The sequence below is a fragment of the Actinomadura luteofluorescens genome (assembly GCF_013409365.1).
Classification (GTDB): Bacteria; Actinomycetota; Actinomycetes; order Streptosporangiales; family Streptosporangiaceae; genus Spirillospora; species Spirillospora luteofluorescens.
Window position 1 is genome coordinate 6,767,713 of record NZ_JACCBA010000001.1, and the last position, 25,445, is coordinate 6,793,157.

Genomic DNA, 25,445 nt, shown 5'->3' on the forward strand with positions numbered 1-25,445 from the left:
CACGTCGATGTAGCACCCCGTGCATCGGGGACGTGCAGAGTGAGGGAAGCGGTGCCCGCGTGGACGGCTCCCCAGGGGTGGGAGGCGCCGTCCGCGCGGGCACCGGTCCGGTATGTGGCGATGTTTCGCAGGGCAATGGCCCGGTAAGAACCAGTTCTGCGCTCTCCCCCCGGCGCGTCGACGCGGCGCGGCGCCCGCCGCCGCGTGCGAGCGGAAGGGGGAGGGGCGCCGGGGTGCGGATACTCGGGGACCTGCTGTCGCCGTCGTACTGGTCCGTGCGGACCCGCGTGACGGCGGCCGCGACTCTGATCGTCACGCTTCTGCTCATCGTCGGCGTCACGCTCTTCTACCAGGCCCTCCGCGGAACCGTTTACCGAGGCCTGCACGACCGGGGCACCCTGGTCGTCACCGACCTGGCCACGCTCGTGCGCGAGACCGACCTCCGGGGGTCGATCCGCGTCGAGGATCCCGGCTACCCGCTGCTCCAGGTCCTGGACGGTCAGGGCAACGTGCTCGCGGCCAGCGAGTCCCTGCACGGCCGCGGCCCGCTGAAGGTACCGGTCTCGCCGGTGGCGGGGCGGCCCGAGTACCACACCCTGCGCTTCCAGGGGCTCGCCGACTTCTACTTCGTCACCGAGCGGGTGGACACCCGCTTCGGCACCCGTATGGTCTACGCCGGCGCGCCCATCACGACGTTCACCCGCTACAGGCCGGTGTTCATCTCGCTGCTCATCGTGACGGTGCTGGTCGCGGCATCCGTGGTGGGGTGGATCGTGTCCCTGTCGGTCCGGCGGGCGCTGCGGCCGGTCCGGGTGATGAGCGCCGAGATGGCGGAGATCACCGGCGGCGCCGACCGGCGGGTGACCGTGCCGGAGCCGAACGACGAGGTGTCCGAGCTGGCCGACTCGGTGAACGTGATGCTGAACCGGCTGGAGGACGTCCTCGCCCGGCAGCGCGCGTTCGTCGCGGACGTCTCGCACGAGCTGCGCAGCCCGCTGACGGGCCTGCGCACCCAGCTGGAGGCGGCGCTGGAGCAGCCGGAGGACGAGGACTGGCCGGCGGTCGCGCGAGCGGCCCTCGCCGACGCCGACCGGCTGCAGGCCATCGTCAGCGACATGCTCCTCCTGGCGAAGCTGGGCGCGGGCGTGCACGTCGCGCGGGAGCGGGTCGACCTCGGCGAGCTGGTCCGGGCGGAGGTGAGCCGGCGGCCCCGCCGCGTCCCGGTCGAGGTCGCGGCGGACGAGGGCGTCACGGCCCGGGTGACCGAGGCCCACCTGGTCCGGCTGCTGACGAACCTCCTGGACAACGCCGAGCGGCACGCGGAGTCGCGGATCTGGGTGAGCGTGTCGGCGGACGGGCCGGAGGCGGTGCTGGAGGTCCGCGACGACGGCGCCGGGATCGCGCCGGAGGACCGCGAGCGGATCTTCTGGCGTTTCCACCGGCTCGCCGAGGGCCGCGAGCGCGACCGCGGCGGTACCGGCCTCGGGCTGACGATCTCTCGCGACATCGCCCGCGCGCACGGCGGCACGCTCGTGGCCGCCGACAGCGACCAGGGCGCCCGTTTCGTCCTGCGCATCCCCCGCGAGGGGGCTTAGGGGAGTGCGAGGGGCGGGCGCCGGGTGCCGTGGGGCGTCGCCCGCTCGAACGCGTGGCCGATCCGCAGGACGGCGAGGTCCGCGTGGTGGGGGCCGACGATCTGCAGGCCCACGGGCAGCCCGTCCGAGGTGAACCCGGCGGGCACCGACAGCGCGGGGCACCCGGTCGCCGAGATGAGGAAGCACGACCGCATCCACTCCAGGTAGTCGCGCATCGGCCGCCCGGCGACCTCGCCGGGGTACTCGGCGCCGGCGTCGAAGGGCGGGACCTGGCTGACCGGCAGCAGCAGCGCGTCGTAGCGTTCGAAGAACTCACGGACGCGGTGGAACAGCGCCGTGTGGAGGGTCTCGGCGCGGCCGAGGTCGGCGCCGGTGAGGGAGCGGCCGGCGTCGATGTTCTCGGCGAGGGAGGGCTTGAAGTCGGCGCGCCGCTCGTCCAGCAGGGGGCGCAGGGTGATGTCCCAGTGCCAGGCCCGCAGGGTCCGGAACACCTCGTCGGCGCCGGTGAGGTCGGGCGAGGCCTCCTCGACCGCGCAGCCCATCTCCTCGAACACCTTGGCGGCGGGTTCGAGGACGCCGGTGACGGCCGGGTCGACGGGGATCGTCCCGCCGAGGTCGGGGGACCAGGCGAGGCGCAGCCCGGCGAGGTCGCGGTCCAGCGGCACGGCGAACGCCGAGCCGGGCGTCTCCAGCGCGATCGGGCTGCGCGGGTCGGGGCCGGCGAGCACCGACAGCAGCAGCGCGACGTCCGCGACCTCCCTCGCCATCGGGCCCTGCACGCCCAGCGTCGACCAGCCCGCGAGGACCGGCCAGGACGGCACCCGGCCCGGCGAGGGGCGCAGCCCGACGACGTTGCAGAACGAGGCGGGGTTGCGCAGCGAGCCGCCCATGTCGCCGCCGTCCGCGAGCGGCTGCATCCCGCACGCCAGGGCGGCCGCGGCGCCGCCGCTGCTGCCGCCCGCCGACCGGGAGAGGTCGTAGGGGTTGCGGGTCAGGCCGAACACCGGGTTGAAGGTGTGGGAGCCGGCGGCGAACTCCGGCGTGTTCGTCTTGCCGAGCGTGACGGCGCCCGCGGCGCGGATCCGCTCGATGACGAGCTCGTCGCGTTCGGGGACGTGGTCGGCGAAGATCGGCGACCCGGAGGTGGTGCGGATTCCGGCGGTGGCGTGGGTGTCCTTGTGCGCGACGGGCAGGCCGTGCAGCGGGCCCGGCGGCTCGCCGGCGGCCAGCCGCTCGTCGGCCTCGCGCGCCTGCCGTTCCGCCCGCTCGGCGACCAGCGTGACGATGGCGTTGACCTGCGGGTTCGTCCGCTCGATCTGGTCGAAATGCGCTTGCAGGACCTCGCGCGCCGACAGTTCGCGGGCGCGGATCCGGCGCGCCAGGTCGCGGGCGGACGCGAAAACGATCTCCTCGGACACAGGCCCTCCTCGTGCGCGGGTCCCCACCAGTGTCCACCCCGCCCGCCCGCCGATCCCAGGGTGAGGTCATCATGCAGGGGAGACCGGCGGGAGGGGCTTCGTGACGGAACGTGTCGGGGCGCGCGATCTGCTGTGCCGGGTGCTGGACGAGGGCGCCTGGACGTCCTGGGACGCTCCGCCCGCCGAGGCGCCGCCCCCTTCCTCCGCGTACGCCCGGGATCTCGCCGCCGCCCGCGAGCGCAGTGGCTGCGACGAGGCCGTCCTGACGGGGGAGGGCCGGCTGCGCGGGCGCCGCGTCGCGTTCGTCGTGTCGGAGTTCCGGTTCCTCGCGGGCTCGATCGGGCTCGCCACGGCCGACCGGATCGTCGCGGCCGTCGAGCGCGCCACCGCCGAGGGCCTGCCGCTGCTCGCCGCGCCCTCCTCCGGCGGCACCCGCATGCAGGAGGGGACCGCCGCGTTCGTGCAGATGGCCCGCATCACCGCCGCCGTCATGGCGCACCGGGCCGCCGGACTGCCCTACCTGGTCTACCTGCGGCATCCGACGACCGGCGGGGTGTTCGCGTCGTGGGGGTCGCTCGGGCACGTGACGGCCGCCGAGCCCGGCGCGCTGATCGGGTTCCTCGGGCCGCGCGTCTACGAGGGCCTGTACGGGGAGGCGTTCCCGCCGGGGGTGCAGGTCGCCGAGAATCTGGCGGCCAAGGGCCTGCTGGACGCCGTGGTGGCCATCGACGACCTCGCCGGTGTCGCGTCCGCCGCACTGGACGTGCTGTGCGGGCGGCCGCCGTCGGCTCCCTCGCCCCTGCCCGGGAGCGTTCCGCCGGAGGGGACGGCGTGGGACTCGATCGAGCGGTCGCGCCGCCCCGACCGTCCGGGCGTGCGTGAACTGCTGCGGCACGGCGCCGCGGACGTGACGCCGCTGTCGGGCACCGGCCAGGGGGAGGCGGAGCCCGGCTTGCTTCTCGCCCTGGCCCGTTTCGGGGCGGCGCCGTGCGTCCTGGTGGGCCAGGACCGGCGCGGGCAGCGCGGCGGCCACCCGCTCGGCCCGGCCGGGCTGCGGGTCGCGCGGCGCGGGATGCGGCTCGCCGCCGAGCTGGGCCTGCCGCTCGTCACCGTGGTCGACACGCCCGGCGCCGTCCTGTCGGCCGACGCGGAGGAGGGCGGGCTCGCGGGCGAGATCGCCCGCTGCCTCGCCGACCTGATCACCCTGCCCGCGCCGACGCTCTGCCTGCTGCTGGGCGAGGGCACGGGCGGGGCCGCGCTGGCGCTGCTGCCCGCCGACCGCGTCCTGGTGGCCCGGCACGCCTGGCTCTCGCCGCTGCCGCCCGAGGGCGCCTCGCTGATCGTCCACCGGACCGCGGCGCGGGCCGGGGAGATGGCCGAGGAGCAGGGCGTCCGGTCGGCGGACCTGCTGCGCGGCGGGCTGGCGGACGCGCTCGTCGACGAGCGCCCGGACGCCGCCGACGAGCCGGAGGCGTTCTGCCGGCGCGCCGCCGCGGCGGTGGAGCGGGGGCTGTCGGGTCTCGCGCCCACCGGCCCGGCCGCCCGCCAGGCGCGCTACCGTCGGGGATCATGACCGAGACCGTGTCCGGCGCCTACGACGCCGTCGCCGACCTGTACGCCGACCTCTTCCGCGACGCGCTCGACGAGCTCCATCTGGACCGGGCGATGATCACCGCGTTCGCTTCGATGGTCCCGGCCGGGCCGGTCGCCGACCTCGGCTGCGGCCCCGGCCGCGGGACGGCGCTGCTGCACGGCCTCGGCCTGGACGCGTTCGGGCTCGACCTGTCGCCCGCCATGATCGCCCGGGCCCGCGCCGACCATCCGCACCTGCGCTTCGACGAGGGCGACATCACGGCGCTCGACCTCCCGGACGGCGGCCTGGCTGGCGTCCTGTCGTGGTATTCGACCATCCACCTGGGGCCGGCGGAGCTCCCGCGCGCCTTCGCCGAGTTCCACCGGGTGCTGGCCCCCGGCGGCCTGGTCCTGCTCGGGTTCCAGTCGACCGACGAGGACGAGGCGGAGTCGTTCGACCACAAGGTCGCCCTCGCTTACCGCAGGCCCGTCGACGACATGGCCGAGCTGGCCGTCCAGGCCGGGCTGGTGGAGGTGGCGCGGCTCCTGCGCCGTCCCGCGGACAACGAGCGCCCCGTCCCCGCCGGCTGCCTGCTGGCTCGCAAACCCTGAGGCGACCGGCGGTCACCGCTGGGCGGACGCCTGCACCAGGGCCGTGAAGAGGGATCGCTGGGCGCGGTCGGTGGCGGCGGTGTCCTCTGGGTGCCACTGGACGCCCAGGAACCACGCCCGCGGGTTCGCGAGTTCGGCGGCCTCGATCGTGCCGTCGGCGGCGCGGGCGGTGGAGGTCAGGGCGGGGGCGAGGGCCGCGATCGACTGGTGGTGGTAGCAGGACGCGGCGGTCTCCTCGGCGTCCAGGGTCTTGGCGAGCAGGGTGCCGGGCCCGACCGCCACGGGGTGGACGCGGTGCCGGTGGTCGGGCTCCATGTGCTGGTGGAGGGTGCCGCCCAGCACCGCGTTCACCACCTGGAGCCCGCGGCAGACGGCGAGGGTCGGCAGTCCCGCCTCCAGGGCGTGGGCGGCCAGGGCGAGGTCGAAGGCGTCCTGCTCGTCGTCCACGTCGTAGAGGGCCTCGTGGGCGGACGCCGCCCCGTAGTGCCGGGGGTGCAGGTCGCCGCCCCCGGGCAGCAGGACGCCGTCGCAGCGCCCCAGGCGGGACGGGTCGAACGGCGCGGCCGGGTGCATGAGGAACGGCTCGCCGCCCGCCCGGTACACCGCCTCGACCAGGGCCCGGGACGCGACCTCGGCCCGGTGCCGCAGGGCCGAGGCGCTCGCGGAGAACCGGGCGGGGAGCGCGATGAGGGGCCTCACAGCTCGATCCAGGTGGTCTTGAGGTCGGTGTACTTGTCCAGCGCGTGCGGGGACTTGTCGCGGCCGTGGCCCGACAGCTTGACGCCGCCGAACGGGACGCTCATGTCGCCCTCCTCGTAGCAGTTGACCCAGACCGTCCCGGCGCGCAGGGCGCGGGAGACGCGGTGGGCGGTGGAGAGGTCGGAGGTCCAGACGGCGGCGGCCAGGCCGTAGTCGGTGGCGTTGGCCAGGCGGACCGCCTCATCGACGTCGTCGAACTCCAGGACGGCCAGGACGGGCCCGAAGACCTCCTCGCGCGCGATCCGCATCCCCGGGTCGACCTGGTCGAACACCGTGGGGGCCAGGAACCGGCCCTCGGCGCGCCCGCCGGCGCGCACGCGGGCGCCGTCCGCGCGGGCCGCCTCCACGTGCGACACGACGCGGGCGTGGTGCGCGGCGGAGACCAGCGGGCCCATCTCGGTGGCCGGGTCGAGCGGGTCGCCCACCCGCAGCGACCCGGCGCGGGCGACGACCCGGTCCAGGACGCGGGAGGCGACCGAGCGGTGGACGAGGAGCCGGGACGGGGCGGTGCACATCTCGCCGGCGTTGAAGAAGATCCCCCGGGCGGCGGTGTCGGCGGCGGCGTCCAGGTCCGGGGCGTCCGGGAGGATGATGTTGGGCGACTTGCCGCCGAGTTCGAGCCAGACGCGCTTGAGGTTGGACCCGGCGGCGTAGCGCAGGAAGTGCCGCCCGACCTCGGTGGAGCCGGTGAACGCCAGGACGTCGACGGACGGGTGCTCGCCGAGGGCGCGGCCCGCGGTCTCGCCGGGGCCGTTGACGACGTTGAACGCCCCGGGCGGCAGCCCCGCCTCGGCGGCGAGCGCGGCCAGGTGCAGCGCCGACAGCGGCGACTCCTCGGCGGGCTTCAGCACGACCGTGCAGCCCGCGGCCAGGGCCGGGGCGATCTTCCAGGCGGCCATCGTCAGCGGGAAGTTCCACGGGACGACGGCCGCGACGACGCCGGCGGGTTCGCGGGTCACCAGGGCGAGGGAGGAGGAGGCGGTGCGGGGCGCCTCGTCCCGTTGCTTGTCGGCGATCTCGGCGTACCAGCGCAGGCAGCCGGCGACGGCGCGCAGCTCGATCCCGTACGCCTCGGAGATCGGCTTGCCCATCTCCAGGGTGACGAGCAGGGCGAGCGTCGCGCGGTCGCGTTCGACCAGATCGGCCCAGCGCAGCAGGGCCGCCTTGCGCTCGGCGGGCGCGAGGCGCGGCCAGGGGCCGGTGTCGAAGGCGCGGCGCGCGGCGGCGACCGCGGCGTCCACCTCGGCGGCGCCGCCGGACGCGACGTGCGCGATCGTCGCGCCGTCGCGGGGCGCCACCACGGGGACCGAGCCGGAGCCGGTGAACTCCCCGTCGACGTGGTGGCCGGTGTGCGGGACGAGCCCGGCGGCACGGGCGCGCCATTCCTCGTAGGGGACGTCGGGCACGGACCCTCCCTCAAGTCGTTTGATCCCGAACAATAGCCGGGACGGCTTGACCGCCGCCATCCCCGCTTCCTAGATTATTTGGGACCAAACAAACTGGAGGTGCGCAGCGATGGCAACAGTCGCGGGCGTCGCCGTCGAGCCCGGGCACTGGATCGGCGGTGAGCGCGCCGCCTCCGGCGCGGTGTTCACCGACGTCTCCCCGATCGACGAGCGGCCGATCGCCGAGATCGCGCGGGGCGGTCCGGCCGAGGTGGACGCGGCGGTCGCCGCCGCGCGGCGGGCCTTCCCCGCCTGGGCCCGGACGGGCAGGGACGAGCGGGCGCGGCTGCTGCACGCCATCGCCGACGGCGTGGAGAAGCGGACCGAGGAGCTCTCCCAGGTCGAGACCGCCGACAACGGCGCCCTGATCCGTTCCCACCGGCGCGGGGTCATGCCCCGCGTCGCGCACAACTTCCGGTTCTTCGCCGACCGGCTGCTCGGCCTCGGCCACGACGACTTCGACACCCGCGGGCACGCCAACCACGTCGGCTGGGACCCGGCGGGCGTCTGCGCGCTCATCACCCCGTGGAACGCGCCGCTGATGCTCGCCACCTGGAAGATCGCGCCCGCTCTCGCGGCCGGGAACACCGTCGTGCTGAAGCCCGCCGAGTGGACGCCCCTCACCGCGTCCCTGCTGGCCGGGATCGCCGCGGAGGCCGGCCTGCCGGACGGGGTGTTCAACGTCGTCCAGGGCTACGGCGCGGAGGTCGGCGGGCCGCTCACCGCGCACCCCGACGTGCGGCGGATCAGCTTCACCGGCTCGGTGCCCACGGCCCGCCTCATCGCCGCCGCGGCCGCGCCGAACCTGACGCCGCTGTCGCTGGAACTGGGCGGCAAGTCCCCGCTGCTCGTCTTCGCCGACGCCGACCTCGACCTGGCCGTGGACCTCGCGGTCGAGCAGTACGACAACGCCGGCCAGGTGTGCCTCGCCGGGACCCGGCTGCTCGTCGAGTCGTCCGTCGCGGACGAGTTCACCGCGCGGTTCGTGGAGAAGGCGTCCAGGCTCCGGCAGGGCGACCCCCGTGACGAGTCCACCGACGTCGGCCCGCTGATCCACCGCCGCCACCTCGAACGGGTGGACGGCTTCGTCCGGCGCGCCGAGGAGGCCGGGGCGCGCGCCCTCATCGGCGGCGGCCCGAACGGCGAACTGGGCGGCCTCTACTACCGGCCCACGCTGTTCACCGGAGCCCCCGACGGCGCGGAGATCCTCACCGAGGAGGTCTTCGGACCCGTCCTCACCCTCCAGACGTTCGACACCGAAGAGCAGGCCGTCGCCATGGCGAACGGCACCCGGTTCGGGCTCGCCGCCACGCTCGCCACGGGCGACCCGGAGCGCGCGCGGCGCGTCACCGAGCGGCTCGTGGCCGGGACGGTGTGGGTCAACTGCTTCTTCGTCCGCGACCTGCGGGCGCCGTTCGGCGGGTCCCGGCAGTCCGGGGTCGGGCGCGGGGGCGGCGACTGGAGCTTCGACTTCTACTGCGACCTGAAGAACACGGTGACGGCGCCATGGGCGAGGTAGTGGGCGCGGGCCTCCTCGCGCACGTCCCCACGATCGTCCTGCCCGAGGTCACGCGCCGCGAGCTGAACGGCGGCGAGGACACCACCCTCGTCTCCGGCCTGCGCAGGCTCCGCGCGGACGTCTTCGAGCGGGACGACTACGACACCGTCGTGGTGCTCGACTCGCACTGGGCCACCACCGTTGAGTTCGTCACCACCGCGCAGGACCGCCGCGCCGGGCTCTACACGTCCGAGGAGCTGCCGCGCGGCATGTGCCGGATGCCCTACGACTTCCCCGGCGACCCCGAACTGGCCCGGGCGGTCGCGCGCTACGCCGACAGGCACGGGACTTACATCACCCCGATCGACGACCCCTACCTGCCGATCTACTACGCCACCGTCAACCTGTGGACGCACCTCGGCGTCCGCGACGACCCGTACCTGGGCGAACCGGGCCGGCGGTGGATGTCGATCGGCGTGTGCCAGACCGCCGACACCGAGGACTTCCTGCGCCTCGGCCGCGCCCTCGGCGACGCCGTCGCCGCGACCGACCGCCGCGTCCTGCTGATCGCCTCCGGCGCGCTGTCGCACACCTTCTGGCCGCTGCGGGTGATCCGCGACCACGAGGCGTCCGGCCCCGAGCACATCTTCACGCCGCAGGCGCGGGCCGCCGACGAGCAGCGCATCGCCTGGCTCAGGGACGGCGACCACGCACGCGTCCTGGACGCCATGCCGGAGTTCCTGGCCTTCAGGCCCGAGGCGCGCTTCGGCCACTACCTCATGATGATCGGCGCCCTGGGCGAGCACGCCTGCACCGCCCCCGGGCGCCTCTACAGCGAGTACGAGAACTCCGTCGGAACGGGCCAGGTGCACCTCTGGTTCGACCGCCCCGCGAACGGATGGACCGCCTGATGACCGAGTACCGGAGAATCCTGCTGGACGGCGCCGCGACCCAGGTCGTCCGGGACGGCGACGACCTGCGCGCCGCGGACGGCCGCCGGGTGCGCGCGGCGGACGCCGTCCACCTGCCGCCGTGCGAGCCGTCGAAGGTGGTCGCGGTGCACCTCAACCACCGCAGCCGCGTGGAGGAGTTCCAGACGAGGCTGCCGCCCGCGCCGACCTACTTCCACAAGCCGGTCTCGGCGCTGAACGCCCACGGCGGCGCCGTCGTCCGCCCGGAGCGGTGCAGGTACCTCAACTACGAGGGCGAGATCGCGATCGTCATCGGCCGGACGGCCCGCAACATCTCCGCGAAGGAGGCAGGCGGGTACATCGCCGGATACACGGTCGCCAACGACTACGGCCTGCACGACTTCCGCGACACCGACGCGGGCTCGATGCTGCGCGTGAAGGGCTCCGACACCCTGTGCCCCCTGGGGCCGGGCCTGGTCACCGACTGGGACTTCCACGGGAAGTACCTGCGCACGTACGTCAACGGTGAACTGGTGCAGGACGGCAGCACCGGCGAGATGGAATGGGACATGCACTACCTCGTCGCTGACATCGCCCGCACCATCACGCTCTTTCCGGGGGACGTGCTGCTGTCCGGCACGCCGGCGAACTCGCGTCCCGTCCAGCCCGGCGACGTCGTCGAGGTCGAGGCCGAGGGGCTCGGACGGCTCCGCAACCACATCGTCGCCGGCCCCGTCCCCGTGCGGGACGACTGCGGCGCGCAGCCCACCGAGTCCGAGGAGGTCATCTCCACCGCGTTCGGCGGCGACTGGCAGTTCCGAGGCATCCGCCCACCGCGCCGCTGAGTCCCGGGGGGCGCGCCCCTATCGGACTCAGGAGGTCAGGGTGGCGGCGTGTTCGACGACCTTGCGGCAGAAGGCGCCGACGCCGTCCGGGTCGTCGGTGAACTGCGACGGCTTGATGCAGAACGTCGTGAAACGATCGACGGGGCAAGGGTCAGCCGCGCGAGCGGCGGCCCGAGCGCCGGGGCGGCGGCGGCGACTGCTCCCGCAGCGCGGCGCGCCGCTCCTCGCCCTCGGCCTCCAGGTGCTCGACCACCGACCGCAGCGTCCGGGCGAGCGCCCGGTTGTCCTCGCCGCTCAGCCCCTCCACCACGAACGCCTCCTCGGCGTTGAACGCCGGGAACAGCTGCCGCATCAGCTCCCGACCCTTGTCGGTCAGCCGCAGCAGGACCAGCCGCCCGTCCGTCGCGTGCGAGCCGCGCTCGATCAGGCCGCGCCCCTCCAGCGTCTTCACCACCCCGGTGAGCGTGCCCTTGGAGATGCCGGCCTCCTCGGCGACGTGCCGCGTCTCCATCTCGTCCCAGATCCACACCACCCACAGGACGACGAACGACGTCCAGGTCAGGTCGGCGCCGCGCAGGACCGAGCTCTCGAAGTGCTGCCGGATCGCGGCGGCGGCGCGGTAGACGTTGGACACCGCCATCATCGCGTCGTGCCGCAGCGGCACGTCCCCGAGCCGCCGCTGGATGGCCTGCTCGGTCTCTTGCAGGGTGTGATGCCCGGTCACGTGCGTCCTCCCGTAGGGCCCGGCGCCGACGGATCGCTTGCGCGCCTCTGGCGGGCCGAAGATGAATCTACTCTCGTCGACGGTCGTTCGGCTCCGTACGATCCCCGTGGTCCGGCCCCGGGATTCCCCCGTGCGGGGGAGGGCGGTGGCGCTCGCGGGTGATCAACGCGGGCGGCGCGGGCGCGAGGGTGGGGCCATGACCCTTGCGAGCACGCCTTCGGTTCCGTTCGCGCGGCTGCGCGCGGGCTGGGACTCCGCGCACGCCCCGGTCGCGGGCGTCCCCCGGTGGGCGCGGATCGCGGCCATGGCCGTCCCGTTGACCGTCCTGCCGTCCGGGCTGTGGCGGATCGCCGCCTTCGCCCTCCACCTGCCGATCCTCAGCGGCAACGCCCTGGAAACGGACGCGGCGGGAGGCGACCTTCCCGGCTGGGTGCCGCTGGAGGCGTACGTGGTGCTGCTGTCGATCCTGTCGGAGGCGGTGGCGTTCACCGCCCTCGGCATGATCGCCGGGTGGGGCGAGGTGTTCCCGCGCTGGCTGCCGGGCCTGCGGGGACGGCGCGTTCCGATCTCGGTCGCCGTGGTCCCGGGCGTCGTGGGCGCCGCGATCCTGACCCCGATGTGGACCCTCTCCGTCGTGAACTGCTTGGTGTTCCAGGAGACCGTCCAGGGGCGCCCGCTGCCCGAGGGCTTCCCGATCCACTTCCACGACTGGCAGGGCGTGCTCGGCGCCGTCGCCTACGCGCCGCTGGTGGCGTGGGGGCCGCTGCTCGCCGCCGTCACGCTCGCCTACTGGCGCCGCCGGACGCGCGCGTCCTGACCGGTCAGGCGAGGCGGCGGCCCCCGTTCCACACGACGCCCACCTGGCGGTAGTAGGCGGCGATGGGCTCCTCGACCGCCAGGCGCGACAGCTCCTCCGTGGGGGAGTCGAACAGGCGCAGGTCGGCCTCGCCCTTCCAGGCCGGGCCGGCCTCGAAGGAGGAGGCGCCCGACTCGATCAGCTCGTCGAGGGCCGGGGCGCCGCCCGGCTCGATGGACGGCAGGAAGCGGTGGTGGGCCATCGGGTGCCCGTTGACGAAGCCGTTCGTCTCGGACGGTTCGTGCAGCGTGACGACCGCTTCGGCGAGGCGGCGGTCGGCGGCGGCCAGGGTGGCGCCGAAGCGGCCGCCCGCGGCGATGCGGGGCGCGGCCCGGCCGTAGGGGTGCGGGCGGGTCTGGTGGATCGAGCCGAGCTTCTTCGGGTAGCCCTGGTGCAGGCCGCGCGCGATGGCGAAGTCCTTGTCGACCCAGATGTGGACGCAGCGCGAGTAGGTGCGCCCCTCGAACGAGCAGCGGACGACGGCGAAGCACTCCTTGTACTGCGCCCGCACGGGGTCGAGCAGTTCCTCGCCGGACTCCGAGCAGGACTGCCAGTCGGCCCAGATGAGCGCGACCGCGCCCGGGTCGTCCGGGGCGGGGGACAGCGGCGCCGGCAGCAGTTCGGCCACGCGGGCCGGATCGGTGCGGTACTCGACCGTGAGCAGGTCGCCCGAGTAGTGCCACGGCGGGCTCGGAATCAGCGACGAGCGCCCCGTCGCGGTCTTGGGGTGCAGGAAGCCTCGCACGGTCGCCACCACGTACCTCCAACTCGTTTGGGCCCATACGATAAGCCCGCCATGCCCCGTTCCGCCACCCGCGCCCGGTGATCAGGTGGTTTCTCGTCGCAACCCTTGCCAGGGTGCACTCGCCGCCATATGGTTTGGTCCCAAATGATTCGAGGGGAGCGCGCGTGAGCCGACCGGTCGAGGACGTGGTGCAGCGGCTGACCGCCGACGGGATCGACGTGGTCCGGGTGTCCTACACCGACCTGATCGGTGTCGAGCGCGCGCGGGACGTGCTCGTCGAGCGGCTGCCCCAGGCCGTCGAGCACGGCCTGTCGTTCTGCCGGGCGATCTACCACACGACCCCGCGCGGCGGCACCGTCGAGGTCCCGGGCGGGCTGGACGCCGGGCTCCCCGACATCTGCGTGCGGCCCGACCTGTCGACGCTGGCGACCGTCCCCTGGGAGGACGGCGTCGCGTCCTGCCTCGGCGAGGCGTGCGAGCCCGGAAGCCGCGAGCCGTGCCCCGAGGGGCCCCGGGAGGTGCTGCGCCGGGCGATCGGCAGGCTGCGGGAACTCGGGCTGGAGGCCGTCGCCGGGCCCGAGCTGGAGTACTACCTCTGCGAGCCCGACCCGTCCTCGCCCACCGGCTGGCGCCGGTACGGGGACGCGCCCGGCAACGTCTACACCGCCGGCCGCAAGGGCGACCCGGACGGGCACCTGCTGCGCACGCTCCGGCACCTGCGCGACCTCGGCCTCGGCGTCACGATGGGCAACCACGAGTTCGGCGGCGGGCAGTTCGAGATCAACCTCGCGCACTCCGGCGCGCTCGACGCCGCCGACCGCGCGTTCCGGTTCAAGGCGGCCGTCCAGGAGATCGCCCGGCTGGACGGACGGCTCGCCACCTTCATGGCCAAACCGTTCAACGACGAGGGCGGCTCCGGCTTCCACGTCCACCTGTCGTGCCTGGAGGCCGACGGGCGCAACGTCTTCGAGGGCGGGGAGCCGGACGGGCTGTCCGAGACCGCCCACCACGCGATCGCCGGGGTGCTGGCGCACGCCCCCGCCCTGACCGCGCTGCTGAACCCCACGATCAACTCCTACAAGCGGTTCGGCCCGGACAGCCTCGCCCCCTGGCTCATCGACTGGGGCCTGGACAACCGCAGCGCCATGGTCCGGATCCCGCCCGAGCGCGGCGCCGCGTCCCGGCTGGAGGTGCGCCTCGGGGACGCCTCCGCCAACCCCTACCTGGGCGTCGCCGGCCTCGTCGCCGCCGTCTACCTGGGGATCCGCGACAAGGCGTCCGCGCCGCCGCCGCTGGAGGGATACGGCTACGACGCCGCGAAGGCGCCCGTCCTGCCCGCCGACCTGCCCGCGGCGCTCGACGCGCTCGCCGCCGACGAGGCGCTCACCGAGGTGCTCGGCCAGGAGTTCACGACCGCGTTCCTGACCTACAAGCGGGACGAGGCCGCGCGCTTCCGGCGGCACGTCACCGACTGGGAGTTCCGCGAGTACGCCTACCACCTCTGAAGGAGCTCCCGTGCCGCACGACACCCTCGCCGTGGACCTCGCCGACCTCGACAACTTCATGGACGGCGAGACGCCCTGGCGGATGTTCGAGGCGCTGCGCCGGGCCGAGCCCGTCCACTGGAACCCCGAGACCGACGGCGGCCGCGGCTTCTGGTCCCTGACCCGGCACGCCGACGTCGTCGCCGCCGACCGGGACTCCGCCACGTTCACCTCCGAGCGGTTCGTCAACCTGGAGGAGGTCGACGACCGGCAGGCCGCGCTCCGCCGGTCGATGCTGGAGACCGACGGCCCCCGGCACCTGGCCCTGCGCCGCCTCCTGCAGCGCGAGTTCACCCCGCGCGCCGTCGCCGGCTACGCGACCTTCCTGCGCGGCCTCACCGCCGCGACCCTCGACGCCGCCCTCGCCGGGAGCGCCTTCGACTTCGTCGCGGAGATCGCCGCCGACTTCCCGATCAACGTGCTGGCCCGCATGCTGGACGTCCCGGACGGCGACACCCGCAGGCTCATCGACTGGGGCAACCGGATCATCGCCAACACCGACCCCGACCACGCCGACGTCCTGCTGCACGGCCCCGAGAGCGAGTTGTACCGCGACCTGCCGTTCCGCAGCCCCGCGGCCCTGGAGGTCTTCGAGTACGGCCGCGACCTCGCGGCGCGCCGCCGGGGCGGCGAGGGCACCGACCTCGTCAGCCGCCTGGTCAACCAGGTCCCGGCGGACGGCGAGCCGCTCACCGCGCGCGACTTCGACAACTACTTCCTGCTGCTGGTCGTCGCGGGCAACGAGACGACCCGGCACGCCATCACGCACAGCATGCGCGCCCTGATCGACCACCCGGACCAGGCCGAGCGGCTGCGCGCCGGCCCCGGGCTCATGCCGGCCGCGGTGGAGGAGTTCCTGCGCTGGGCCTCGCCCGTCTACCACTTCCGCCGCACCGCGACCCGCGACACCGAACTCGGCGGGAAGGCGATCCGCGAGGGCGACAAGGTCGTGCTGTGGTTCGCGTCCGCCAACCGCGACGAGGCGGTCTTCACCGACCCGCAGCGCTTCGACATCACCCGCACCCCGAACGACCACATCACCTTCGGCAAGGGCGGCCCGCACTTCTGCCTGGGCGCCGCCCTGGCCCGCCTGGAAATGCGGATCATGTTCGAGGAACTCCTGCCCCGCCTCGCCGACATCCGCCCGGCCGGCGAGATCCGCCGGATCCGCTCCAACTTCGTCAACGGCATCAAGCAGATGCCCGTGACCATCACCCTCGCCTGAGCAAAGGCCCTCACGGCCCCTCAGTGAGACCGACACGCTCGCCCCGAACCGGCACAGCGTTCAGGTCCCCGGCACAGCGTTCGATTCCGGGCTTCCGGAGATGGCCGGGTCCCGCGCGTTCAGCCCTCTGCGGCCTTGCCGGGGCCAGAGGAATCCTCTGGCCCTCCTTCAGGTTCCCTGAGAACGACGTGGTTCTTCTTGGCCCACTTCCGTATCTCGGTTACCTTCCCCTTCCGTCGACGCTTCGACGTCACCTGGAGTTCGTTGACGGTGATGCCGTAGTCGCCAAGCAGATCGATGACCGCGCTGGCCGGAACCGCGGGTTCCTTCTCGGCGGCGTCCTGTGCGGGGGCCAGGTAAGCGACTGTGGCCCTTCGAATGAACTCCGACATCGTGATTCCCGCCGCGGAAGCCGCGGATTTCACCTGTTCGAGCTCCTCGGCGGCGAAGCGGGTGGAGACGACGCGGTCGAGTTGGATCGGTGTGGCGGTCTCCATGTACTCGGCGTAGCGTTCGACGTTGGCCAGGTGATACTCGGCCTCCTCGGCCGGTGTCATTCCCCGGAACGGCCTGATCTCTTTCTCCTCGCCCATGACCTTCACCTTTTCCTCGGATCGTCGTAGGCCGTGACCGGCCGCGCCATGTCCAGCTCCAGCACGCCCCACTCGCGATGCACGAAGATCGGGTACGTGAACACGACGACTATCCGCCGTCCGCCGTCGGTCGTCCCGCGTAACACGTACCGCTCTTCGTGTTGTTCACCGTCGGGCACTCGAAAGATTTCATGGTCGTTGTGTGCGGCCTGCTCGACCTCGGCACGAGTGACCCCGTGACCGCCTGTACCAGGTGTTGGCTTCGTCCCAGTCGAGCGGAAGCTCGAACTTCATATCTCCATCACGTCATACACCGTAAGCGCGATGTATGACACAGGCTACCCGTTCGACCAGGTGGTCACACGCTCTCGCGCCGGGGCTGTCTCGCTCGGCTACCGGGGAGTACGGTGTGCGGGAGCCGAGGGCTGGAGGCTGGTGTGGCGTCGTTGACCGAGAAGGTTCCGCCGGGGGTGACCGGGGCCGTGCTCCGCGCCGTGTTCGCGCTGCCGGGGCCGGTGAAGCGGCTCGTCGCCGGGGCGCCGGTGCGGCGGGACGGGCACGAGCTGGCGCTGGACGCGCAGCTCCTGCTGGCGATGATGCGGCTGGAGGGCGAGCGGAGGCTGGCCGGGGGCACGGTCGAGGACGCGCGGCGGGGGATCGCCCGGGGGCAGGCGTACCTGCCGAAGGTGCCGGCGCGGCCGGTCCGGACGCGGAAGGTGGACGCGGGCGGCGTGCCGGCGCGGCTCTACACGCCCAAGGGCCTAGCGGAGGGGACGCCGCTGCTCGTCTTCTACCACGGCGGCGGCTGGGTCATCGGGAGCCTCGACACCCACGACACGGTGTGCCGGTACCTCGCCGTGCACGCGGAGGTGCGGGTGCTGTCGGTGGACTACCGGCTCGCGCCCGAGCACCCGTACCCGGCGGCGGCCGACGACGCGCTGGCCGCCTACGAGTACGCGGCGGCCCACGCCGCCGACCTCGGCGCCGACCCCGGAGCCGTCGCGGTGGGAGGCGACAGCGCCGGCGGCAACCTCGCGGCGGTCGTGGGGTTGACGGCGCGGCGGAGGCCGGACTTCGCGCTGCTGTACTACCCGGCGGTCGACATGTCCGTCCTGCGGCGGTCGCGGGACCTGTTCGCCGAGGGCTTCTACCTGACCGACGACGACATGACGTGGTTCAGCGACCACTACTGCCCGGAGGCGCGGCGCGCCGAGCCCGCCGCCTCGCCGCTGGTCGCCGAGGACCTCTCCGGCTTCCCGCCCACCTACCTCGTCACGGCCGGGTTCGACCCGCTGCGGGACGAGGGGGAGGAGTTCGCCGAGCGGCTGCGCAAGGCCGGCGTGCCCGTCGCGCTGCGGCGGCAGGAGGACCTCATCCACGGGTTCGCGAACATGTGGTCCCTGGGCGGGCGCTTCCGGGAGGCGGCGTCCGAGGCGGCCGGGGCCCTGCGCACCGGGCTGTACGCGGGGCCCCGCGGCCGGGGCTAGAGGGGCAGGCCCGTGAGGACCATGACCTTCTCCTCGGTGTAGTCGGCGATCGCCGACCGCAGCCCCTCGCGGCCGACGCCGGAGTCCTTCACGCCGCCGTAGGGCATCTGGTCGGCGCGGTAGGACGGGACGTCGCCGATCACGACGCCGCCCACGTCCAGCTCGCGGTGGGCGCGGAACGCCACGTCCAGGCTCCGGGTGAACACGCCCGCCTGGAGGCCGAACTTGGAGTCGTTGACGAGGGCGAACGCCTCGTCGGCGCCGTCCACGGCCTGGACGAACATGACCGGGCCGAAGACCTCCTCGCGGGCGATCTTCGAGTCGGCGGGGACGTCGGCGAGGACGGTCGGCGCGTACGCGGCGCCCTCGCGGGTGCCGCCGGTGAGGACGCGCGCGCCCGCGGCGACGGCCTCGTCCACCCAGGCCTCGACGCGCTCGGCGGCCGCCTGGTCGACGAGCGGGCCGACCTGCGTCTTGTCGTCCCACGGGTCGCCGGTGACGAGGGAGGAGACCGTGTCGACCAGCTTCGGCAGGAACTCGTCGAGGACGGACCGGTCGACGTAGACGCGCTGGACGGCGATGCAGCTCTGCCCCGCCTGGTAGTTGGCGAACAGGCCGATCCGCTTGGCGGCCCAGTCGAGGTCGGCGTCGGGCAGGACGACGGCCGCGCCGTTGCCGCCGAGTTCGAGGGTGACGTGCTTGCGCGGCGCCCGGTCGTTGATCGCCCAGCCGACCGGCACGGAGCCGGTGAACGACACGATCGGCAGCCGCGGGTCGTCGACCAGGGCGGAGGCCCGGTCGTTCGGCACCGGCAGGACCGAGAACATCCCGGCGGGCAGGTCGGTCTCGGCCAGCAGCTCGCCGAGCAGCAGCGCCGACAGGGGCGTGGCGGGGGCGGGCTTGAGGACGATCGGCGCGCCCGCCGCGATCGCCGGGGCGATCTTGTGGGCGGCGAGGTTCAGCGGGAAGTTGAACGGCGAGATGCCGAGCACCGGGCCCTTGGGCACCCGGGTGACGTAGGCCATCCGGCCCTCGGCGGCCGGGTCGGTGTCGAGCCGCTGCGTGGTGGCGGCGATGCGGCGGGCCTCCTCGGCGGCGAACCGGAACGTGGAGACCGCGCGGGCCACCTCGCCGCGCGCCCACAGCAGCGGTTTGCCGTTCTCGCCGGTGATCAGCCGGGCGACCTCCTCGGCGCGCTCGGCGAGCCGCGCGGACACGTGCGCGAGGGCCTCGGCCCGCACGTGCAGCGGCAGCGCCGCGGCCTCCCGGCGGACGGCGTCGGCCGCGGCGACCGCCTCCTCCACCTGCGCGGGCGTCGGCACCGCCGCCGTCCCGACCACGCGGCCGTCGTAGGGATGCGTAACGGTCAGCTCACCGTCACCGGTCTCGGGCCGGCCGGCCAGCCAGAATGGGGTCACGTTCATGCGTTTCACGGTATCCGCGGCGGGCCCGATTGGGAGTCGCCATGCTGTCCAATCCGCTCCTCACTGTTGGACGCGATGGCGAGCGCGATCCACAGTTCGGCGCGGACGGCCGGATCGTCCGGGTCGCGCCCGAGGAGCTCGGCGGCCTTGCGCATCCGTGACCGCAGCGTGTGCCGGTGGACGCCGAGGGCCCGCGCCGCCGCCTCCCCCTGCCCGTTGGCCGCCACGTAGGCCCGGACGGTCTCGACGAGGCCCTCCGCGCGGAGAGGGGCGAGGAGCGCGCCGGCGAAGGCGTGCGCGAGGCCGGGGTCCAGGAGCCCGAGCACGCCCTGCCCGGGGAGCCGGGAGTAGTGCAGGACGTCCCGTCCCGACCGCCCGGCCGCGGCGAGGGCCTCCTCGGCCTGCCGCAGGGCGGGCCGCAGGTCGCCGGAGGCCGGGTCGCTGACGCCGACCGGGCCGCTGCCCGCGAGGAGCCGCTCGACCGTCCCGAGCGTCCCGTCCGGCACGATCACGGCGATGTGCCCGCCGAGCGGCACCGCCGGGCACCGCTCCCCGGCGGGGTCGGACTCCAGCGCGTCCAGGACGGCGGCGCCGCCCGCGCAGGCCAGCACCCGGACGGGCCCGCGCGGGAGCGACGGGCCCTCGCCGGGCCGGCCGAGCAGCAGCGCCGCCAGCGACGCCCGGAGGTCGCGCCCGGTGCGGGGCGTCTCCGACTGGAGCGTCAGCAGGGCCACGGCGGCGCCCACGATCGTGTGCGCGGTGGGCGGGAGCGGCGCGTCCGCGCCCACGGCGAGGAACCCGCGCGGGCGCCCGCCCAGCCCGACGCGCTGCACGACGATGTGGTCGTCGGGGATCGCCAGCGCGACGCTCGCGGCGGGGCCGCCCCCGTCGGGGCGGCGCCGCAGCCGGGCCAGTTCGGGCGCGAGGTCCCCGGCGCGGTCGCGGGCGCGGGCGGGTTCGGCGTGCCGGACGTCGCCGGACGCGTCCAGCAGCAGCGCCCATCCGCCGAGCAGCCGGGCCAGGCGGGCGACCAGCGCGCCGGGGCCGGTGAGCGCGGCGCGGGTCAGCTCGCGCTGGGCCTGGAACGCGCGGGTCACGTCCTCGTACCACTCGGCGGCGAGGACCCGGGAGACCGCCTTGCCGATCGCGATGAACGGGGTCGGGCGCGGCACCTCCAGCAGCACCAGCCCCTGGTCGCGGGCCGCGGCGAGCAGCTCGGCGGGGACGGTCTCGTGGATGACGCCGACCGCGAACCCGAGACCGGCGACCCCCTGCGCGACCAGCCGGGACACGTAGCCTTCGGCGTTCGCGGCGGTGAGCCGCATGCCGGTGGTCAGCACCAGCTCGCCGCCCTCCAGGAACGGGGTCGGGTCCTCCAGCTCGCTGACGGCGACCCACACGACCGGGGTCGCGGGGAGCGGTCCGGTGAGCGATCGCAGTCCGAGCTGGGGGAGGGCGGCCACGGCGGCCAACGTGGGCGGCATGTCAATCCCTGTGCAAAGTGTCTACCTCGCCGGACGGATTTCGCCGTCCCGTACGGTTCATCGTAGGCGGCGCCCGGCTTATGTTCAGGCCATGACCAGCCAGGACACCACCCTCGCCGCGAGCGCCTCCCGCCTGCCGCAGGAACGCCGCGTCGTGACCGAGATCCCCGGCCCGCGCTCCCGCGCGCTGCACGAGCGGCGCCTCGCGGCGGTGCCGCCCGGCGTCGGCAGCGTCCTGCCGGTGTACGTGACGGACGCGGACGGCGGCGTGGTCGTCGACGCCGACGGCAACTCGCTGATCGACTTCGGCTCCGGCATCGCGGTCACGAACGTCGGCAACGCCAACCCGCGGGTCGCGGCGCGGGTGAAGGCGCAGGCCGAGCGGTTCACCCACACCTGCTTCATGGTCGCGCCGTACGAGTCCTACGTGGCGGTGTGCGAGAACCTCAACCGGATCACGCCCGGCGACCACGAGAAGCGCTCCCTGCTGGTCAACAGCGGCGCCGAGGCGGTGGAGAACGCCGTCAAGATCGCCCGGTACGCGACGGGGCGGCAGGCGGTCGTGGCGTTCGACCACGGCTACCACGGCCGGACGCTGCTGACGATGACGCTGACCGCGAAGAACATGCCCTACAAGCAGGGGTTCGGCCCGTACGCGCCCGAGGTCTACCGGATGCCGCTGGCCTACCCCTACCGCTGGCCCACCGGCCCCGACGACTGCGGGCCGGAGGCGGCGGCGCTGGCGATCGAGCAGATCACCAAGCAGATCGGCCCGACGAACGTCGCGGCGCTGCTGATCGAGCCGATCCAGGGCGAGGGCGGGTTCATCGAGCCCGCGCCCGGGTTCCTGCCGGCGCTCGCCGAGTTCAGCCGGGCCAACGGCATCCTGTTCATCGCCGACGAGGTGCAGACGGGCTTCGCGCGGACCGGCGACCTGTTCGCCTGCGAGCACGAGGCGATCGTGCCCGACCTGGTCGCGACGGCGAAGGGCATCGCGGGCGGGCTGCCCCTCGCGGCCGTCACCGGGCGCGCCGACATCATGGACAAGGTGCACGGCGGCGGGCTCGGCGGCACCTACGGCGGCAACCCGCTCGCCTGCGAGGCGGCGCTCGCCGTCCTGGAGGAGATCGAGGAGGGCAAGCTCACCGAGCGCGCCCGCCGGATCGGCGAGATCATGCTGCCCCGGCTGCGCGCCCTCGCGACGCGGCATCCGGCGATCGGGGACGTGCGCGGGCGCGGCGCGATGATCGCCATCGAGCTGGTGCGGGAGGGGACGAAGGAGCCCGACCCCGAGCTGACCGCGCGGATCGCCCGCCGCTGCCACGAGAACGGCCTGCTCGTGCTGACCACCGGGACGTACGGGAACGTGATGCGCTTCCTGCCGCCGCTCGTCATCTCCGAGGAGCTGCTGACCGAGGGGCTGGACGTCCTGGACGCGGCCTTCGAGAGCTGACCCGCGCCGGCGTCGGCGCGACCGCCGGTCTCCGCCCGGAGGCCGGCGGTTCCGGCCTGCCCGGCTCCTGTGAAGCACGTCACTCCGTTATGCGTCCGTTATTGACCGCCCGTCGTTTGGCCCCGTACGTTCGCCATGATGTTTGGGCCCAAAGGAGGGGTGGAGATGACGGTGACCCCGGACCTGGTCCTGCTGGACGGCGAGGTCCTCACCGCCGACGCGCGGTTCCGCGTGGCGCGGGCCTTGGCGATCACCGGCGGGACGATCAGCGCGGTCGGCGGAACCGAGGAGATCCGGGCGCTGGCGGGCCCGCGCACGCAGGTCGTCGACCTGCGCGGGCGGACGGCGCTCCCCGGCGTCAACGACTCGCACCTGCACGGCTGCGCGTTCGGGTCCACCCGCCCGCCGCTCGCGCTGGACCTCGGGTTCCCGGCCGTCCGGTCGATCGCCGACATCCGGGAGGCGGTCAGGGAGGCGGCGTCCCGGACCCCCGAGGGCGAGTGGATCCGCGGCAACGGCTGGGACACCGGCTACCTCGCCGAGTGCGCGGACGGCGCCCGGACGCCGGACCGGGCCGACCTCGACGCGGCCGCCCCGGCCCACCCCGTCTACCTCCAGGACTTCAGCGGCCACCTCACCTGGGTCAACTCGCGGGCACTGGAACTGGCGGGCGTTGACGCCTCCACCCCCGTCCCCGAGGGCGGGGTCGTCCACACCGATGGCGCGGGCAACCCGACCGGCCTGCTCGCCGAGGGCGCGCAGGAGCTGATCCAGCGGCACCTGCCCGCCTTCACCAGGGCCGACGTCGAGCGCGCCATCCGGGCGGCCGTCGCCGTCCTGCACCGCGAGGGCATCACCAGCTTCACCGAGCCGGGCCTCGGGCCGGGCGGCGCGAGCCTGTTCGCGGGCGCCTCGGGCCAGCTCACCCTGGACGTCTACGGCGACCTCGCCCGCGCCGGCGACCTCGCCGCCCGGGTCAGCGTCCTGCTGCTGCTCACCGGCATGGGCGGCTCGGCCGCCGAGATCGCCGAGGGCCTCGCGAACGCGACGGTGCCGCGGGACGTGGACCCGCGCATACTGCGCGTCCTCGGCGTCAAGGTCTTCGCCGACGGCACCCCGCCCAACAGGACCGCCTGGATGCACCAGGAGTACGAGGGCGGCGGCGGCTTCGGCTGCCTGTGCGTGCACGGCGCCGCCGACGCGCTGCGCACCCGCGAGCTGACCGAGATGGTCCGGCTCGCGCACGTCGCGGGCCACCAGCTCGGCGTGCACGTCACCGGCGACCGGGCGCTGGACGCCGTGGTGGACGCCTTCGAGGCCGCGCAGGTCGAGCACCCCCGCGACGACCCGCGGCACTACGTCATCCACGCCGACCTTCCCGGCGCGCAGAGCCTGCGCAAGCTCGCCGCCCACGGCTTCGGCGCGAACATGAACCCCGCCATCCAGTGGACCATCGCCGACCTGGTGGAGGAGCTGCTCGGCCCCGAACGGGCCGCCTACCAGTACCCGGTCCGGTCGGCGGTCGAGGCGGGCATCCCCGTCACCGCGAGCTCCGACGCCCCCGTCACCTACCCGAACTGGCGGCAGGGCGTCGCGGCGATGCTGCTGCGCGAGTCCAGGGCCAGCGGCCGCACGTTCGGGCCCGGGGAGCGCGTCGGGCTGCCGGACGCCGTGCGCGCCTACACCTCCAACGCCGCGTGGCAGGACTTCGCCGAGGACTGGAAGGGCAGCCTCGAACCCGGCAAGGCCGCCGACGTCACCGTCCTGGACGGCACCCTGACCGCCCTCGACCCGCACGACCTCCCGGACACCCCCGTCGCGATGACCGTCTTCGACGGCCGCGTCGTCCACTCCACCGAAGGCGTCTGAGCCGCGGACCGCCCGTCGGCGGCCGGGTTCCGGGTCACGCCGCGCCGAGGCTCTCCGGGTACAGGCCGGCGAGGATGTCGTAGGAGCGCAGCCGGTCGGCGTGGTCGAAGACCTGCGTGGTCACCATGACCTCGTCGACCCCGGCCCGGCCGATCAGCTCGTCCAGCTGCTTGCGGACGGCGTCCGGGCCGCCGACGACCTGGTCGGACAGCCGCGCGTCGATCATCTGCCGCTCCACCGGCGTGTACGGGTAGGACGCGGCCTCCTCCGGCGTCGGCAGCAGCCCCGGGCGCCCCTGCCGCAGCCGCAGGAACGACAGCGCCTGCGGAGCGGCCAGCTCGCGGGCCCGCTCGTCGGTGTCGGACGCCGTCACCGACACCCCGATCATCGAGTACGGCGCGTCCAGCGCGCCGGGACGGAACGACTGCCGGTACAGGGTCAGCGCGGGCACGGTGTTCTCGGCGCTGAAGTGGTGCGCGAACGCGAACGGCAGGCCGAGCAGGCCGGCGAGCCGCGCGCTGTACCCGCTGGAGCCGAGCAGCCACACCGGCGGCTCGTTCCCGGCCGCCGGGGTCACCTTGCTGTCGGCGGCGAAGTACTCGCGCAGCTCGACGACCTGCTCGGGGAAGTCGTCGACCGACAGCGCCTCGGCGGACCGGCGCAGCGCCCGCGCGGTCGCCTGGTCGGTGCCGGGCGCGCGGCCGAGACCGAGGTCGATGCGCCCGGGGTGCAGGGCCTCCAGCGTCCCGAACTGCTCGGCGACGACCATCGGCGCGTGGTTGGGCAGCATGACCCCGCCCGATCCCACCCGCATCCGGGAGGTCGCCGCCGCGACCTGCCCGATCAGCACGGCGGTCGCCGAGCTGGCGATGCCGGGCATCGCGTGGTGCTCGGCCAGCCAGTAGCGGTGGAAGCCGAGCCGCTCGGCGTGCCGGGCCAGGTCGAGCGTGTTGCGCAGGGCCTGGCCGGACGTGGAGCCGGTGACGACGGGGGCGAGATCGAGGACGGAGAGGCGCACGGTCATACCCTGTGCCAACCCGTCCCGGGCCGGTCCTCTTCCCGCTAGCCCTTCATCGCGGCGACGGCGGCGACGGCGACGGCCGCGATCAGGACGGGCGCCGCGATGCTGATCCACGACCAGTTCACCAGGGTGCGGGCCCGCGCGGGGTCCTCCGCGAACCGGGTCTCCGCCCGGGTGTACAGCAGGGCGCCCACCACGACCAGCGGCAGGCAAGCGAACGTCGTGAGAAGGCCGAGGACGAAGGCGGCGACCTGCCCGAACCGTGTGTAGGTGCCGTCCGGGCCGATACCGAACGCGAGGCGGGGAGCGGGCGCCGAGGCGGGAACGGCACCGGAGACGGCTTCGGTCATGAGCGCACCCATCTC

General features: G+C 74.3%; 22 protein-coding genes. 12 read left to right on the forward strand and 10 right to left on the reverse strand.

Annotation, left to right across the window (positions count from 1 at the left end; translation table 11 throughout):
• Positions 1-233: 233 nt before the first annotated feature.
• Positions 234-1,595, forward strand: coding sequence for a sensor histidine kinase (locus BJY14_RS45805; protein WP_179846939.1), 1,362 nt, complete (start codon positions 234-236; stop codon positions 1,593-1,595).
• Here the strand turns inward: BJY14_RS45805 and BJY14_RS31535 are convergent.
• Positions 1,592-3,013: an amidase gene (locus BJY14_RS31535; RefSeq protein ID WP_179846940.1), complete on the reverse strand. Its 1,422-nt coding sequence runs from the start codon at positions 3,011-3,013 to the stop codon at positions 1,592-1,594. The genes BJY14_RS45805 and BJY14_RS31535 overlap by 4 nt on opposite strands.
• Before the next feature lie 100 nt (positions 3,014-3,113).
• Between BJY14_RS31535 and BJY14_RS31540 the strand changes: the two genes are divergently transcribed.
• Both BJY14_RS31540 and BJY14_RS31545 read left to right on the forward strand, forming a co-directional pair.
• Positions 3,114-4,586: a carboxyl transferase domain-containing protein gene (locus BJY14_RS31540; protein ID WP_179846941.1), complete on the forward strand. Its 1,473-nt coding sequence runs from the start codon at positions 3,114-3,116 to the stop codon at positions 4,584-4,586.
• A complete protein-coding gene (locus BJY14_RS31545; protein WP_179846942.1) occupies positions 4,583-5,197 on the forward strand; it encodes a class I SAM-dependent methyltransferase in 615 nt (204 codons plus the stop codon). The genes BJY14_RS31540 and BJY14_RS31545 overlap by 4 nt, the downstream gene beginning before the upstream one ends.
• Positions 5,198-5,209: 12 nt before the next feature.
• On the opposite strand, the gene BJY14_RS31550 is transcribed toward BJY14_RS31545, so the two are convergent.
• Both BJY14_RS31550 and BJY14_RS31555 read right to left on the reverse strand, forming a co-directional pair.
• Positions 5,210-5,896 carry a gamma-glutamyl-gamma-aminobutyrate hydrolase family protein gene (locus BJY14_RS31550; protein ID WP_312879488.1) on the reverse strand — a complete coding sequence of 229 codons (687 nt, stop codon included), beginning with the start codon at positions 5,894-5,896 and terminating at the stop codon, positions 5,210-5,212.
• Entirely contained in the window at positions 5,893-7,362 is a 1,470-nt protein-coding gene (locus tag BJY14_RS31555) for an aldehyde dehydrogenase family protein (RefSeq protein ID WP_312879489.1), read from the reverse strand. Before BJY14_RS31555 ends, BJY14_RS31550 begins: the two co-directional genes overlap by 4 nt.
• Positions 7,363-7,471: 109 nt before the next feature.
• Here BJY14_RS31555 and BJY14_RS31560 point away from each other — a divergent pair, with 109 nt between their 5' ends.
• The 3 genes from BJY14_RS31560 to BJY14_RS31570 are packed head-to-tail and all read left to right on the forward strand — an operon-like array spanning position 7,472 to position 10,655.
• A complete protein-coding gene (locus BJY14_RS31560; protein ID WP_179846944.1) occupies positions 7,472-8,920 on the forward strand; it encodes an aldehyde dehydrogenase in 1,449 nt (482 codons plus the stop codon).
• Positions 8,908-9,810, forward strand: coding sequence for a DODA-type extradiol aromatic ring-opening family dioxygenase (locus BJY14_RS31565; RefSeq protein ID WP_179846945.1), 903 nt, complete (start codon positions 8,908-8,910; stop codon positions 9,808-9,810). The genes BJY14_RS31560 and BJY14_RS31565 overlap by 13 nt, the downstream gene beginning before the upstream one ends.
• Positions 9,810-10,655: a fumarylacetoacetate hydrolase family protein gene (locus BJY14_RS31570; protein WP_179846946.1), complete on the forward strand. Its 846-nt coding sequence runs from the start codon at positions 9,810-9,812 to the stop codon at positions 10,653-10,655. Before BJY14_RS31565 ends, BJY14_RS31570 begins: the two co-directional genes overlap by 1 nt.
• Before the next feature lie 151 nt (positions 10,656-10,806).
• Here the strand turns inward: BJY14_RS31570 and BJY14_RS46790 are convergent, their stop codons facing one another.
• Positions 10,807-11,379, reverse strand: a complete 573-nt coding sequence (locus tag BJY14_RS46790) for a MarR family winged helix-turn-helix transcriptional regulator (protein ID WP_179846947.1) — start codon at positions 11,377-11,379, stop codon at positions 10,807-10,809.
• Positions 11,380-11,575: 196 nt separating this feature from the next.
• Between BJY14_RS46790 and BJY14_RS31580 the strand changes: the two genes are divergently transcribed.
• The gene (locus tag BJY14_RS31580) at positions 11,576-12,196 is read left to right on the forward strand and encodes a hypothetical protein (protein WP_179846948.1); all 621 of its coding nucleotides are present in this window, start codon (positions 11,576-11,578) and stop codon (positions 12,194-12,196) included.
• A 4-nt stretch (positions 12,197-12,200) separates the two neighbouring features.
• Here the strand turns inward: BJY14_RS31580 and BJY14_RS31585 are convergent, their stop codons facing one another.
• Positions 12,201-12,989: an acetoacetate decarboxylase family protein gene (locus BJY14_RS31585; RefSeq protein ID WP_179846949.1), complete on the reverse strand. Its 789-nt coding sequence runs from the start codon at positions 12,987-12,989 to the stop codon at positions 12,201-12,203.
• 155 nt (positions 12,990-13,144) lie between these two features.
• On the opposite strand from BJY14_RS31585, the gene BJY14_RS31590 reads away from it, so the two are divergent.
• Together BJY14_RS31590 and BJY14_RS31595 are read left to right on the forward strand one after the other, a co-directional pair.
• Positions 13,145-14,485: a glutamine synthetase family protein gene (locus BJY14_RS31590; RefSeq protein ID WP_312879490.1), complete on the forward strand. Its 1,341-nt coding sequence runs from the start codon at positions 13,145-13,147 to the stop codon at positions 14,483-14,485.
• A gap of 10 nt (positions 14,486-14,495) precedes the next feature.
• A complete protein-coding gene (locus BJY14_RS31595; protein WP_312879491.1) occupies positions 14,496-15,749 on the forward strand; it encodes a cytochrome P450 in 1,254 nt (417 codons plus the stop codon).
• Positions 15,750-15,868: 119 nt separating this feature from the next.
• Here the strand turns inward: BJY14_RS31595 and BJY14_RS31600 are convergent, their stop codons facing one another.
• A complete protein-coding gene (locus BJY14_RS31600) occupies positions 15,869-16,342 on the reverse strand; it encodes a plasmid mobilization protein (protein ID WP_179846950.1) in 474 nt (157 codons plus the stop codon).
• A gap of 437 nt (positions 16,343-16,779) precedes the next feature.
• Between BJY14_RS31600 and BJY14_RS31605 the strand changes: the two genes are divergently transcribed.
• Complete coding sequence (locus BJY14_RS31605; protein WP_179846951.1) at positions 16,780-17,829, forward strand: alpha/beta hydrolase; 1,050 nt, start codon at positions 16,780-16,782, stop codon at positions 17,827-17,829.
• Here the strand turns inward: BJY14_RS31605 and BJY14_RS31610 are convergent.
• Entirely contained in the window at positions 17,826-19,253 is a 1,428-nt protein-coding gene (locus tag BJY14_RS31610; RefSeq protein ID WP_179846952.1) for an aldehyde dehydrogenase family protein, read from the reverse strand. The genes BJY14_RS31605 and BJY14_RS31610 overlap by 4 nt on opposite strands.
• A 5-nt stretch (positions 19,254-19,258) precedes the next feature.
• Entirely contained in the window at positions 19,259-20,737 is a 1,479-nt protein-coding gene (locus BJY14_RS31615) for a PucR family transcriptional regulator (RefSeq protein WP_179846953.1), read from the reverse strand.
• 91 nt (positions 20,738-20,828) lie between these two features.
• Between BJY14_RS31615 and gabT the strand changes: the two genes are divergently transcribed.
• On the forward strand, positions 20,829-22,190 hold the full coding sequence (gabT, locus tag BJY14_RS31620; RefSeq protein WP_179846954.1) for a 4-aminobutyrate--2-oxoglutarate transaminase: 1,362 nt from the start codon (positions 20,829-20,831) through the stop codon (positions 22,188-22,190).
• A gap of 165 nt (positions 22,191-22,355) precedes the next feature.
• A complete protein-coding gene (locus BJY14_RS31625) occupies positions 22,356-24,059 on the forward strand; it encodes an amidohydrolase (RefSeq protein WP_179846955.1) in 1,704 nt (567 codons plus the stop codon).
• 34 nt (positions 24,060-24,093) lie between these two features.
• Here BJY14_RS31625 and BJY14_RS31630 read toward each other — a convergent pair whose 3' ends face one another.
• Together BJY14_RS31630 and BJY14_RS31635 are read right to left on the reverse strand one after the other, a co-directional pair.
• Positions 24,094-25,083 carry an LLM class flavin-dependent oxidoreductase gene (locus BJY14_RS31630; RefSeq protein ID WP_179846956.1) on the reverse strand — a complete coding sequence of 330 codons (990 nt, stop codon included), beginning with the start codon at positions 25,081-25,083 and terminating at the stop codon, positions 24,094-24,096.
• Between the two features lie 38 nt (positions 25,084-25,121).
• Positions 25,122-25,430 (reverse strand): hypothetical protein, encoded by a 309-nt coding sequence (locus tag BJY14_RS31635; protein ID WP_179846957.1) that lies wholly within the window; start codon positions 25,428-25,430, stop codon positions 25,122-25,124.
• Positions 25,431-25,445 lie beyond the last annotated feature (15 nt).